The sequence below is a fragment of the Halorussus litoreus genome (assembly GCF_003382685.1).
Taxonomy (GTDB): domain Archaea; phylum Halobacteriota; class Halobacteria; order Halobacteriales; family Haladaptataceae; genus Halorussus; species Halorussus litoreus.
The window spans coordinates 147,721-160,765 of sequence record NZ_KZ859503.1; the positions used below are offsets into that span (position 1 = coordinate 147,721).

The window sequence follows — 13,045 nt, forward strand, 5'->3', positions numbered from 1 at the left end:
TCCGTGGAACCGGAACCTAATTAATTCTTTGTTTAAGTTCTATTAAACTAATTGAAGTGATTTTGGTTTTATAGGATTACAGTCCAAGACCTCTCTCGAAGTACTGCTGAGTCCTACATCCCGGCGACGAAACAGCGACATCGTGTGAAATTCGAAATACGAGGCGAACTCACCATCGTCGCCCCGAATCGGAATCGAACGGTGGTTCAGAACGCCAGCCGTTCGACCAACCGACCGAACAGTCCCGGCCGCGCAGAGCCGTGCGGATGGACCTGTATCGTAGAGGTCTGGGCCTCATCGGCGAGCCGGTCCTGCGAGCGACGCCACAGCGTCCGATGGACCCGCCCGCCGTCGTCGCCCACCACGACGAGGTCGACCGTCCCGGTCGCGTCGGTCAACTCCTCGAACCGGTCGCCCTCGGACTCGACGAGGACGGACTCGACGGGCACCGAACACACCGACGCGAGCTCGTCGTGGTAGTCCGCCAGCGTCTCCCGGCGCTGCGTGGTGGCCTCGGGCGACACCGGATAGAGGAGTTGGATGGTGGCATCGCCCTCGCGTGCGAGTGCGTCGGCCACTGCGACCTTCAGTGGGTCGTACGGCCCCCGGTCGGTGACCAGCGCGATCACGTTCGCGGCGTCGAAGTCGTACTCCTCGGCCGGAACCACGTCGTCGCCGACCGCGACCACGTCACAGGGCGCGTGGTCGACGATCCACTCGAAGTCGTTGCGGAACAGGCCGAACCGCAGCGGGGTCGAGTTCCGTTCGAGGACCATCATATCCGAGTCGTGGTGGTCGGCGAAGTTGACGATGGCGTGTTTGGTGTCGTGGCTCACGATCTCACCGTACTCGACCGGCACGTCGACCTCGGCCGCGAGCCTGTCCGTACGCTCCTCGAACGCCACGTCGGCGGGCGACTGCTCGGCCGACGCGCCTTCGAGCGGCGTCTGGTCGGGCACCTCGTCGAACTGGACCACGCGGACCCGGCCGTCGCGCTGGCCCACGAGGCCGGCCGCGATGCCGAGCAGCGCGGCCTCCCGTCGTTCGGTCGTCTCCTCGGTGACCGGGACCAGCACCTCGTAGTCGTTCGACTCCGAGACGGTCGAGCGGGTCTCCTCGACGACGCGGCGACCGACCGAGCGACGGACGGCGTCTCTGGCGACGCCCTCGCGGTCGATCTTCCCGTGGGCGTAGACGTAGTACCACGCGACCGACGCGAGCGTGATTCCGGCCGCGCTGAGTATCGGAATCCACCCCATCTGAGTCAGCAGCGCGAGGCCGCCGACCGCGCCGAACCCCTGCGTCCACGGGTACAGCGGCGACTCGAACGCGGGGTCGTACCCCTCCACGTCGCCCTCGCGGAACGCGACGACCGCAATGTTGACCAGCACGAACACGAGAATCTGGAACGCGCTGGCGAGCTTCGCGATGTCGAGGATGGGGACGAACGCGATGAGCAGCAGCATCACGCCACCGGTGAGCGAGATGGCTAGCGACGGCGTGTTGAATCGCTGGCTCACGGTCGAGAGCGATTCGGGCATCAGGCCGTCGCGGCTCATCGCGAACGGGTACCGCGACGACGAGAGCAGCCCCGCGTTCGCAGTGCTCACGAGCGCGAGGATGGCCGCGAACACCACGACGATGACGCCCGGTCGTGCGAGCGCGACCTGCGCGGCGTCGGCCATCGGTGTCAGCGACCCCGAAAGCTCCTCTCCGGGGACCACCCCGACCACGACCGTCACGAGCAGGACGTACAGGATCGTGGTGAACCCCAGCGAACCGAGGATTCCCAACGGGATGTTCCGACTAGGGTTCTCTATCTCCTCGGCGACGCTAGCGATCTTTGTCACGCCCGCGTACGAGACGAACACCAGCCCGGTCGCCGCGAACAGTCCGCCGGCACCCTTCTCGAAAAAGCCCTCGTACTGGACGGACTGGATAGCGCCGCTGCCGCCCGCGACGAACCAGACCAGCGCCGCGAGCATGGCGATAACGATGCCGACCTGCAGGCGGCCGGTCTGCTTCGCGCCGAGCAGGTTCACGCCGATGAGGAACACGGCGAGCCCGAGCGCCACGGGCTTGATCGGCAGGTCGAACAGCACGACGAGATACGGGACCCCGCCGACCAGCGCGAGCGCGCCCTTGAACGACAGCGAGAACCACGTGCCGAGTCCGGCGACGGTGCCGAGCAGGGGGCCCATCCCTCGCTCGATGTAGATGTACGTCCCGCCGGCTTCGGGCATCGCGGTCGCCATCTCGGCCTTGCTCAGCGCGGCGGGCAGGACGAGCACGCCCGCGATCAGGTACGCGAGGATGACGGCCGGTCCAGCGATCTCGAGCGCCAGCGCGGGCAGGATGAAGATGCCACTGCCGATCATCGCGCCGAGGCTGATGGCGATCACCGCGAACAGACCGAGGTCGCGTTCGAGTTCCTTCCCCATGATTACCCGTCCGCGACCTCGTCGGCTATGGGTTCGAGACGCTCGGCCACCTCGTCGACGACCAGGTCCGGGACCAACACGGTCTCGACGTCGAGCCCGTCGAACGAGTCGACCTTCTCGCCGTCGTCGACCCTGATGACGACCCGGGGAACGTCGAACCGCGTCCGGAGCAACTGGACGACGAGAAGCGTCGTGGCCGCGTCTTCGACGGCGACGACGACGAGCGACGCGTCGGTCGCGTCCGCGTCGTCGAGAGCCCTCGCGTCGATCTCCTCGGCGTGGTGGGCGGCGACGCCCTCGCGCGCCGTGCGCTCGACGACCCCCCGGTGGCGACCGAGAAACGCCGCGTCGTACGTCTCGTTCAGGTGCGACGCGACCGCACGGCCCACGTGCCCGCCGCCGACGACCAGCGCGCGCTCGCGCCGACCGAAACTGGGGCCGGTGGCCGATCCGACGACCGAGATTATCCCGGCGGCCGATCCGTTTCGGACCATCCGGAATCACCTCCGTTGGAGCGTCCGTCGTCCACTCGTCTCCGTGCGGTGCAGTCGTGGCGTCCGCGAACAGCCGTTCGTAAGTGAGCGTTTCGTGAACTCATGCGTCCATCGCCGAGTCGTAGTCCCCGGACAACAATAAATTGCGTGTTTTTCCCCGATGCGGTAATATATCTAGAGTAAATTTCCGGAACGTGAATGCCTGGCCCGCATCACGGATTGCCGAGAAGTATCCATCGCGAACGACCGAGAACTCACCACCACGAACGATCCAGAACTCACCACCACGAACGATCCAGAACTCACCACCACGAACGATCCAGAACTCACCACCACGAACGACCGAGTGGCATCGCCGCGCTCGACGCGTCGAGCGCAGCGATGCCACTCGGAAGTCGGCCACCGGGGACAGCAAGAGCGCTCAGGAGTCGTCGGCGTCGAACGTCCGGAACCCCTCGTAGGGGTTCTCGTACTCGTCGCGGATGAGATCCTCGTCCTCGATCTCGAGTCCGAGCGCGTCGAGTTCCTGGCCGATGCGGCTCAGGTCGTCGCCGTCGGTACCGATGACCTCGACGTGGATGTTGTCGTGGCCGGTCATCACCTCGCGGACGGCGACCACGCCCTCGACCTCCCGTGCGCGCCGAGCCAGTTCCCCGCGCTCGGGAATCGGCGCGCTACAGATGATGAGCGTCTGGAGCTGGAACCCCGCCTTCTCGTAGTCGATGGAGGGGTGATACCCCTCGATGATACCCTCCTCCTCCAGCTTCCGGATGCGGTGGCGGACGGTGCTGGCCGACACGTCGGCGTGTTCGGCGATGGTGCTCGTCGACGTCTTCCGGGCGTCCTGCTGGAGACAGTGGATGATGTACTTGTCGAGGTCGTCGAGGCGTTCGTCGCCCATACCCCTCCGTTGTGACCCCCGGTGAAAGAACCCTTCCGCTTTTGGGACCGGTGTCGCGTTCCGCGGACTCCCACGGACGCCTCACCGGAACGTTCATGCGCTCCGGACGACAAATTTCGGAGATACACCCATGAGCGCCATCGAGACGACCGGGCTGACGAAGTACTACGGCGACACCCTCGGCATCGAGGACCTCTCGCTGTCGGTTCGGGAGGGCGAGGTCTTCGGCTTCCTCGGCCCGAACGGCGCGGGCAAGACCACGGCCATCCGGACGCTGCTGGGCTTCATCTCGCCGACCGACGGGACCGCGACGGTGCTCGGCCGCGACGCGACCGACGAGGCCGAACTCATCGAGGCCAAGCGCCGGGTGGGCTACCTGCCGAGCAACCCCGGGTTCGACGAGGGCGTGACCGGCCGGCGGCTGATCCGCTATCACGCCGCGCTCAAGAGCGACGAGCGCAGCGACGAACTGCTCGACCTGTTCGACCCGCCCGTCGAGCGCGAGATCGGCGAGTACTCGACCGGAAACCGCCAGAAGCTCGCGCTCGTGCTGACGTTCATGCACGATCCGGACCTCGTCGTCATGGACGAGCCCACCTCGGGGCTGGACCCCCTGATGCAGGAGCGCCTCTACGAGTTCGTCGACGAGGAATGCGACCGGGGCACCACCTTCTTCTTCTCCAGCCACGTCCTGAGCGAGGTCCGCCGCATCTGTGACCGCGTGGGCATCATCCGGGACGGCCGGCTCGTGACGGTAGAGGGCGTCGAGGAACTGCTCGACCGGAGCGGCAAGCGCGTTCGGGTGGGCGTCGAGGGGTGGCTCGACCCCGCGGAGTTCGATCTCCCGGGCGTCCACGACCTCGACGTCGACTCCGAACGGGGCGACGCCTCGTTCATGTTCACCGGCGAGTACGACGACCTGCTCGACCACCTCCGGGCGTACAGCGTTCGGGACCTCGACGTCGAGGAAGCGCCGCTCGAAGACGTGTTCATGAAGTTCTACGACGGCGAGGCTGCGTCCGAATCCGACGACACTGACCCTGCCACCGGGACGCCACCGAAGGCGTCCTCGACCGGCGGTGAGAACGATGCTTGATATCGCGACCTACGAGTCCGAGCGCCGCATCACGGGCGCGCTCGTGCTGGCGGTCCTGCTCGCGGTGATGTCGCTGCTGTTCGTCGCGCTGTTCCCCTCCATCGCCTCGTCGGGCGCGGACCTCGACGCCTACATGAAGAGTCTGCCGCCCGCGCTGCAGACCGCGTTCGGTGCGTCGGGCGCGTTCTCCATCGCGACCATCGAGGGATTCCTCGCGGTCGAACTCTACCAGTTCTTCTGGGTGCTGATGCTCGGCATCTACGCCGCGTATCTCGCGGGCGGCCTGATCGCCGGCGACGTGGAGCGCGACCGGATGGACGTGCTGCTGGCCGCACCCATCACCCGACACCGGGTGGTCGTCGAGAAGTTCCTCTCGCTGGTGCCGGTCGTAATCGCGCTCAACATCGTCGTCGCCGCGGCGGTGTACGCCGGCGTGCTCGCCATCGGCGAGTCGGTCCCGCTAGCCGACCTCGCGGTGGCTCACCTGCTGTCGATCCCGTACCTGCTCGCGTGCGGCGCAATCGGCCTCGTGCTCTCGGTCGTCTTCGACACCTCTGACGTGGCCAAGCGCGGCGGCCTCGGTGCGATCTTCGGCCTGTTCCTGCTGGAGACCGTCAGCGCGTCGGCCGACCTCGACTGGCTGGGCGCGGTCAGCCCGACTCGGTACTACGACCCCACCGCGATCCTGGTCCGAAGCGAGTACGACTGGACCGGCGGACTGATCCTGCTTGCCGGCACCGTGGTCCTCGTCGCGGCCAGCGCGTGGTGGTTCCGCCGGAAGGACATCGCGTGATTCGAGACGCCGGCAGTCATCCGGCAACGTCCACCGTCTTCCTGTGGTTTTGGTCGAGCTTTTGCCAGCGAGGGAGGCGGTCGCCGAAGGCATCCGCCGACCGAGCGCAGCAAAAGGTCGTATCGAATGAGGGCGTTTAAGACTGCCCCACCACAAACCGAGACCATGGAAGAGAGAACGTACACCGCGGACGCCGAACCCGGCGACACGGTCACCGTAGCCGGGTGGGCACACGAGATCCGCGACCTCGGCGGCATCGCCTTCCTCATCGTGCGGGACACCACCGGTAAGATACAGGTCAAGTTCGAGAAAGACGAGATGGACGACGACCTCGTGGACGCGGGCACGAACGTCAACCGCGAGAGCGTCGTGACGGTCTCGGGCGACGTGGAGGAAGAAGAGCGCGCCCCGACCGGCGTCGAGATCGTCCCCGAGTCGGTGGAGGTCGTCGCCGAAGCCGACCCCGAACTCCCGCTCGACCCCTCGGGCAAGGTCGACGCCGACCTGTCGACGCGGCTCGACAACCGCACCCTCGACCTCCGAAAAGACGAGACCAAGGCCATCTTCGAGATCCGCGCGGAGGTCCTGCGGTCGGTCCGCGAGGCGTTCCGCGAGCTGGACTGTACCGAGATCAACACGCCGAAGATCGTCGCGACCGGGACCGAGGGCGGCACCGAGCTGTTCCCCATCACCTACTTCGGCCAGGAGGCGTTCATGAACCAGTCGCCCCAGCTGTTCAAGCAACTGATGGTCGGCTCCGGACTGGAGCGCGTGTTCGAGATCGGCCCCATCTTCCGCGCCGAGGAGCACAACACGCCGCGCCACCTCAACGAGGCGACCTCCATCGACTTCGAGAGCGCGTTCTACGACCACCACGACGCGATGGACGCCTGCGAGACCGTCGTGAAGGCCGCCTACGAAGGCGTCGCCGAAAACTGCGAGGACGAACTCGAAGCGCTCGGCTACGAGGACTTCGAAGCGCCGTCGGGCGAGTTCCCGCGGCTCTCCTACGAGGAGGTCATCGAGCGCATCAACGCCACGGGCGAACTCGACGAACAGCTCGTCTGGGGCGACGACCTCCCGACCGAGGGCGAGAAGGCGCTCGGCGAGGACGTCGGGAGCCATTACTTCGTCACCGACTGGCCCAGCGAGATCAAGCCGTTCTACATCAAGGACCGCGATGACGACTCCGAGCTCTCGACCGGCTTCGACCTGATGGCTCCGAACATGGAGCTCGTCTCCGGCGGCCAGCGCGAGCACCGCTACGACCATCTCGTCGAGGGCTTCGAGCAGCAGGGCCTCGAACCCGAGGCGTTCGAATACTACACCAAGATGTTCAAGTACGGTATGCCGCCCCACGCCGGCTGGGGCCTCGGCGGCGAGCGCCTCGTCATGACGATGCTCGGGCTGGACAACATCCGTGAAGCCGTGCTGTTCCCGCGGGACCGCCAGCGGCTGAGTCCGTAGAATCGCGCCACGGTCGATACTCCTCGTTTTTCACCACGCCTCAGTTTCGACTGCCAAACTTCGTCCGGGAAACTCCAGACTCAAGGAATCGGTTCGGTCTTCCTCGCCAGTCGTCGGTCGTCGGTACCACAAAAATCGCAGTTCTGACTGTCGTCCGTTACGACGTGTTTTCCGACTTACGCGCGGACGACGTTCGTCGCGCGCGGGCCCTTGGGAGCCTGTTCGATGTCGAATTCGATGTCCGTTCCCTCGTCGAGGTCGGGGCCGCCAACGTCCTCCATGTGGAAGAACACGTCGTCGTCCGCGTCGTCCGTCGAGATGAAACCGTAGCCGCCTGTGTCGTTGAAGAAATCAACAGTTCCGTTTGCCATTGCAGCCAAAGAGAGACCCCCACTGCGGATAACCCTTCCGAGGGTCGCGGTATCACGGGGTTCGACGGTGTCACTCGGCGAATTTCCGCATTTTCTCTTCCATCGGCACCCGCGGAAGGGGGCTCTGAAGACCCAAATCCCTTTCAAGACCCGACCCAAAGACCCACCCAATGGCGAACTGCGACGTCTGTGGCGAGGACGAGAACATGCCGTACAAGTGCCAACGCTGCGGCGGCACGTTCTGTTCGTCCCATCGGCTCCCCGAGAGTCACGACTGTCCGGGGCTGAACGAGTGGAACGACCCGGACGGGGTGTTCGACAGCGGCTTCGACGACAGCGTGAACGACCGCGATCAGAGCTCGGGCGGCGTGACGGACCGCTTCTCCGTCAACACCGGACCGGGCGGCCCGCTGGGCTACTTCCGGGGCAACATGACCTACGTGTTCCTCGGACTGATGTGGATCACGTTCGCGATACAGTGGGGCCTCGCTCCGCTCGTGGGTATCACACCGGGGTCGTTGACGTGGTACAACATCTTCACGATAAACACGGCCAATCCGCTGTACGTCTGGACGTGGATCACCTCCATCTTCTCGCACGGCGGATTCGGTCACATTGCGATTAACAGCATCGTGCTGTACTTCTTCGGCACCGTGGTCGAGCGTCGCATCGGGTGGAAGAAGTTCACCGTGCTGTTCCTCGTCAGCGGCGCGTTCGCGGGACTCGCACAGGTCGGCGCGTCGCTACTCGCGTCCCCGGGCATGTTCGCCTCAGTACTGGGAGCCAGTGGTGCGATCATGGCCATCATGGGCCTGTTGACCGTCCTGAACCCGAACCTGACCATCTATCTCTACTTCATCCTTCCCATGCCTCTCTGGGTCGCAACCGGACTGTTCGTCGCCTACTCGGTGTTCATGGGTGCGTCGGGTGGCATCGGTGCAGGCGGCGTGGCTCAGTTGGCCCACCTCGCGGGCGTCGCCATCGGGCTGGCCTACGGCGCGAAGCTCAAACGCGACGGTGAGCGCGCCCCACAGCAGCTCCAGTTCGGCGGCGGGCGCGGACCCGGCGGTCCCGGTGGCCCCGGCGGACCGGGCGGCCCCGGCGGTCGGTTCTAAGCGCACGGTCGGTTCCGAGTGCCCAGCCGATTCCGGACTACCGATTCTCGACACCTGGTTCCAGTGGGGCCTCGCTCACTACGCCTGCGCGAAAAATGACGCCGATGGTTGATGATACGACGCGACCGTCAGCGAGAAGTGGTCGAGCGACCAATCGGGGACCGACCTCGGTGCTACGTCCCGTGGTCGCTCTCGCATGACTCCGATTCATCCCGAGTTCGTCCCAAACGCCTCGCTCTCCCGCGAGGAGATGGAGCACCTCCAGCACGACATCGCCGAGCGCGCCGTCTTCGCCGACGACTTCGGCTTCGACCCCGCCGCAGTCGGTGGAGAGTCGGCGGACGCCGTCCAGACGCAACTCGGCGATTCGACCTCGACCGAGGACGATTCGACCGCTCACGACGAAGACGGTTCGGCCGCTCACGACGAGGCCGATTCGAAGTCCACCGGCGACGACCCGCCGCTGGTCGCCGGCGTCGACCAGGCGTTCAGTGGCGACGGTGAGCGGGCCATCAGCGCCATCGTCGTGACTCGCGGCGGGAAAGTCGTCGAGCGCGCATATGCGGTCGAGTCGGCCGACATCCCCTACATTCCGGGGCTGCTCTCGTTCCGCGAGGGCAACGCCATCCTGTCGGCCTTCGCCGAACTCTCGGTCGAACCGGACCTCGCCGTCCTCGACGGGAGCGGTCGCATCCACTTCCGGCAGGCGGGCATCGCGACCCACGTCGGCGTCACGCTCGATATCCCCGCCATCGGCGTGGCCAAGAACCTGCTGTGCGGTCGCCCGCGCGAGGCACTCGACGGCCACCTACCGCGGGGCGCGCGCGTCGCCATCGAGGCTGACGATAGCGTGACCGCGCCGCCGGGCACCGTCATCGGCTACGCCTACCAGTCGCGCCAGTACGACGACCCGGAGACCCGCCACGTCAACCCGCTGTACGTCAGCCCCGGTCACCGCGTGAGCGCCGAGACGACGACGGACCTCGTAGAACAGCTCTGCGCGGGCTACAAGCTCCCGGAGCCGACTCGGCTGGCCGACAGCTACGCCGACGAGGTGAAGGCCGAAGTCGAGGGGTGAGAACCAGAGTCGTTCGATTCAAGGCGACCCGGAGCGATTCGGGTCGTGTTCAGATAGCCGCGACTAATTCTCGACTTCGCTCGGGGAAGTAACTGGTACCCTGGTCGACTGAAAGAACGAGGTCGTTCGGGGTCTTGGCGAGCGAAGCGAGCCACGGCTCGGAAGACGCAGGTTGTCTTCCGGTGAACCCCGGCGACACAAGCACTGCAGCGGCCGAAAGGTGCAAAGCACGCAGCGAGTCACGGGAGCCGAACGACCGAGGGCTTTCGAGGATATCTCGCCAGTTCTACTGGCTTATCTCAACACTACTGCGACTCGGACCCCGACCTTTATCCCCGATAGCGACCCAGTGCCGGCATGGAGCGGTACGACCAACTCTATCGGCTCTACGACGAGTTCGACGCCGCCACCCTCCGAGCGATGCAGGACTTCGTCGACCTGTTCCCGCCGGTCGACTCCCGGGTCGCTCTCGAACACTGGCAGGAGGCCAGCGACGAGCTGGCCGAGCGCAAGGGGGAAGTGCGTGAGGCGTTCCCCGCGACCGGCGAGACCTTCTCGGAGCTCGCGGCGCGCGCGACCCGCGAGCAGGCGTTCACCGCGCTCGACCTCCACGCCAAGTACGGCCGAGGCGTCAACGTCCTCGTGCTCGACGTGGACGAGACCCTGCGCTCGGCCGGCGGCACGGACAACGAGATCCCCCGCGAGACGCTCCACCTACTGACCGAGTTCCACGAGGCGGGCGTCCCCATCGTGGTCTGCACCGGTCAGACGCTGGAGAACGTGAAGGGGTTCGCCATCCAGGGCTTTGGCAACGAGATGGTCCACTCCGGCACCCTCAGCATCGTCTACGAGGCCGGAACGGGCGTGTTCACGCCCGGCCACGGCGCGGACACCAAGCGTCTGCTGTACGAAGACCTCGATTCGGACGTGCGGGCGGTCTTCGACGCGGTGCGCTCGCGCGTGCTCTCGGACGCCCCGGAGGAAATCCGGCGGGGCTGTCACCTCCAGGGCAACGAGTTCAACGTCACGCTCAAGCCCAACTTCGAGACCGGGAGCGACGACGCCCGGGAGATCGTCGACCGCGCGCTGGTCTACGAACTCGACCTGCTCGGCGAGGCGGTCGCCGAGGAAATCGGTGAGGGTGGCGGGAAAGGCGAGGATGACAGCGAAGATGCCGCCGACCCGGAGACGGCACGCGACTGGGCGCGGGCCTACTACGCCGACGAGGACCCCGAGATTCGCGCGGTGCTGGAGTCCCGCGGCGAGACGCCGAATGCGGAAACCGACGCGATTCCGACCGCGGTCCGGGAGTTCTTCGAGCGCATCGACGTGGCCTACTACGAGGCCGACGCTGCCGAGATCGGGAGCCTCGAACTCAACAAGGTCGTGGGCGTCGAGGCCGCCTTCGAGGTGCTGGGCGTCGACTTCCCCTTCGCGGCCGTGCTCGGTGACTCCAAGAGCGACCTGCGCGTGATGGAGTGGGTCGCGGAGAACGAGGCGGGCATCGCGGCCGCGCCCGAGCACGCCTCGCGGGACGTGCTCGACCACGTGATTCGGACCGACGAGCTGGTGTTCGACCGCGGGAAGGCCGGGGACGTGTTGCGGACTATCTTCGCGTTGAACCGGCTGGCCAAACTGGGATGAGGTACGGTTTCTGAAGATTTCTAAACGGGCTGTGTTCTGAATCCGCGAAGTTCTACAATCTTCGACCGGCGCGCGAGTAACGCGCACGTTTTGGCGCGGCACTGAGACCGCGCCGTGGGAGCGAAGCTCCCACGAGCCTGCGCTCGGTGCCCTCGCGCAGACGCCAGCACGCGCCGGATGGAAGGGCGAGCCAGTTCACGCAAGGAAGGAGGCTCCAGAGGGAACTCTGTGGACAGACGTGCGAAGAGTCGAGAAACAACGATGTCAGCGGACAGCGAATCGGATCTAGACGATTTCAGACGTTCAGACTGAATCGGACCGTGTCGCCGTTCTCCAGCGAGTCGCCGGTCGAGAGCGTCTCCGTGGCGTCCACGGACTCACGGACGACCACGGTGTCCGAGCGCAGGCGCTGGCCGTCCAGCACGCCCGCGCTGACCTGCGGGCCGTACTCGGCGGCGAGTTCCTCGATCACGTCGGCGACCGTCGCGTCCTCGGGCACCGCGACGCGGGCCTCGCGGGTGCCGGTGCGCGCGACGAGGGTGCCCGTGAGTTCGACTGTGACGTTCATGTCACCTCCTCGCGGCCCCAGTGACTAAAAGTTTACTCAGTCTCGAAAAAGAGTGCCGGAACGCCATCGCTTAAGGACGCCGCCCTCGACGGGTTGCGTATGGTAGAGGACGCACCAGAGCCCGGCGCGAACGACCCGCTCGACCTCCACGGCGTCGTTCCGCCGACCATCACCGCGTTCGACGACGACGAATCGGTCGACTACGAGGCGACGGCGGCCCACGCGCGGTTCGTCGCGGACAGGGGTGCCCACGGCGTGTTCCCGCTGGGGACCAACGGCGAGTTCCCGCTGTTGACGCCCGAGGAGCGCGACGACGTGGTCGAGGCGGTCGTCGAGACGATCGGCGGCGACGTGCCGGTCATCGCTGGCGTGGGCGCGCCGTCCACCCGCGAGACGGTCGCGCGCGCCGAGCGCGCCGAGATGGCGGGCGCGGACGGCGTGGTCGTGGTGACGCCGTACTACTACCCGCTCGACCACGACGGCGCTCTCTCTCACTACCGCAGGGTCGCCGAGTCGGTCGACCTTCCGGTGTACGTCTACCACATCCCGAGCAAGACCGGCAACTCGCTGTCGCTGGAGACCCTCGACGCTCTCGCGGAGATCGACAACCTCGCCGGCCTGAAGGACTCCAGCAAGGACGTCCCGTGGCTCGGACAGGCCATCGACGCCAATCCGGAGCTGACCTTCCTCGCGGGGTCGGACTCGCTTTTGTTCCCCGGGCTGGAGGTCGGCTGTACCGGGATGGTGAGCGCGGTGGCGAACGTCTTCCCCGAACTCGTCGTGGACCTCTACGAGGCGTACGACGTGGGCGACGAGGACCGCGCCCGGGAGCTCCAGAGCACGGTGTACGACGTGCGGGACGCCCTCAAGGCCGGGCCGTACATGGCGGGCGTCAAGACCGCGCTCGACCTGCGAGACCTCGGCTTCGCGCCCGGCCCACTCCGGAACCCGCTCCGGAAGATGGACGACGAGGACCGCGACGCGCTGGCGGCCGACCTCTCCGAGTTGGGCCTGCTCTGAAGCGTGCGAAGGCGGCCGGGAGAGGCCGGTCGAGGCAGGACGGTCGTCCTGCCTCGA

Annotated in this window: 13 protein-coding genes; 7 read left to right on the plus strand and 6 right to left on the minus strand. The window is 66.3% G+C overall.

The features are described 5' to 3' along the window. Positions 1 to 206: 206 nt before the first annotated feature. From DPQ64_RS00675 to DPQ64_RS00685, 4 genes are all read right to left on the minus strand, one after another. Positions 207 to 2,441 (minus strand): amino acid permease, encoded by a 2,235-nt coding sequence (locus DPQ64_RS00675; protein ID WP_115862423.1) that lies wholly within the window; start codon positions 2,439 to 2,441, stop codon positions 207 to 209. Between the two features lie 2 nt (positions 2,442 to 2,443). Continuing rightward, positions 2,444 to 2,935, minus strand: a complete 492-nt coding sequence (locus DPQ64_RS00680) for an NAD-binding protein (RefSeq protein ID WP_115862424.1) — start codon at positions 2,933 to 2,935, stop codon at positions 2,444 to 2,446. A 100-nt stretch (positions 2,936 to 3,035) separates the two neighbouring features. Further along, a complete protein-coding gene (locus DPQ64_RS18465) occupies positions 3,036 to 3,323 on the minus strand; it encodes a hypothetical protein (protein ID WP_157971536.1) in 288 nt (95 codons plus the stop codon). 33 nt (positions 3,324 to 3,356) lie between these two features. Then, on the minus strand, positions 3,357 to 3,836 hold the full coding sequence (locus DPQ64_RS00685; protein WP_115862425.1) for an Lrp/AsnC family transcriptional regulator: 480 nt from the start codon (positions 3,834 to 3,836) through the stop codon (positions 3,357 to 3,359). 130 nt (positions 3,837 to 3,966) lie between these two features. On the opposite strand from DPQ64_RS00685, the gene DPQ64_RS00690 reads away from it, so the two are divergent. From DPQ64_RS00690 to aspS, 3 genes are all read left to right on the plus strand, one after another. Then, positions 3,967 to 4,932 (plus strand): ABC transporter ATP-binding protein, encoded by a 966-nt coding sequence (locus DPQ64_RS00690; RefSeq protein WP_115862426.1) that lies wholly within the window; start codon positions 3,967 to 3,969, stop codon positions 4,930 to 4,932. Beyond that, positions 4,925 to 5,725 carry an ABC transporter permease gene (locus DPQ64_RS00695; RefSeq protein WP_115862427.1) on the plus strand — a complete coding sequence of 267 codons (801 nt, stop codon included), beginning with the start codon at positions 4,925 to 4,927 and terminating at the stop codon, positions 5,723 to 5,725. Before DPQ64_RS00690 ends, DPQ64_RS00695 begins: the two co-directional genes overlap by 8 nt. Positions 5,726 to 5,890: 165 nt before the next feature. Then, positions 5,891 to 7,192, plus strand: coding sequence for an aspartate--tRNA(Asn) ligase (gene aspS / locus DPQ64_RS00700; protein ID WP_115862428.1), 1,302 nt, complete (start codon positions 5,891 to 5,893; stop codon positions 7,190 to 7,192). Positions 7,193 to 7,368: 176 nt separating this feature from the next. Here the strand turns inward: aspS and DPQ64_RS00705 are convergent, their stop codons facing one another. Then, entirely contained in the window at positions 7,369 to 7,563 is a 195-nt protein-coding gene (locus tag DPQ64_RS00705) for a cold-shock protein (protein ID WP_115862429.1), read from the minus strand. 170 nt (positions 7,564 to 7,733) lie between these two features. Here DPQ64_RS00705 and DPQ64_RS00710 point away from each other — a divergent pair, with 170 nt between their 5' ends. The 3 genes from DPQ64_RS00710 (at position 7,734) to DPQ64_RS00720 (ending at position 11,400) form a co-directional block, all read left to right on the plus strand. Further along, positions 7,734 to 8,678 carry a rhomboid family intramembrane serine protease gene (locus DPQ64_RS00710; protein WP_115862430.1) on the plus strand — a complete coding sequence of 315 codons (945 nt, stop codon included), beginning with the start codon at positions 7,734 to 7,736 and terminating at the stop codon, positions 8,676 to 8,678. Between the two features lie 196 nt (positions 8,679 to 8,874). Beyond that, the gene (locus tag DPQ64_RS00715; protein ID WP_115862431.1) at positions 8,875 to 9,756 is read left to right on the plus strand and encodes an endonuclease V; all 882 of its coding nucleotides are present in this window, start codon (positions 8,875 to 8,877) and stop codon (positions 9,754 to 9,756) included. 357 nt (positions 9,757 to 10,113) lie between these two features. Continuing rightward, positions 10,114 to 11,400, plus strand: a complete 1,287-nt coding sequence (locus DPQ64_RS00720; protein WP_115862432.1) for an HAD family hydrolase — start codon at positions 10,114 to 10,116, stop codon at positions 11,398 to 11,400. A 295-nt stretch (positions 11,401 to 11,695) separates the two neighbouring features. Here the strand turns inward: DPQ64_RS00720 and DPQ64_RS00725 are convergent, their stop codons facing one another. Further along, entirely contained in the window at positions 11,696 to 11,968 is a 273-nt protein-coding gene (locus DPQ64_RS00725; protein ID WP_115862433.1) for a MoaD/ThiS family protein, read from the minus strand. A gap of 99 nt (positions 11,969 to 12,067) precedes the next feature. Here DPQ64_RS00725 and DPQ64_RS00730 point away from each other — a divergent pair, with 99 nt between their 5' ends. Next, positions 12,068 to 12,988: a dihydrodipicolinate synthase family protein gene (locus DPQ64_RS00730; protein ID WP_115862434.1), complete on the plus strand. Its 921-nt coding sequence runs from the start codon at positions 12,068 to 12,070 to the stop codon at positions 12,986 to 12,988. The last annotated feature ends 57 nt before the right edge of the window (positions 12,989 to 13,045 follow it).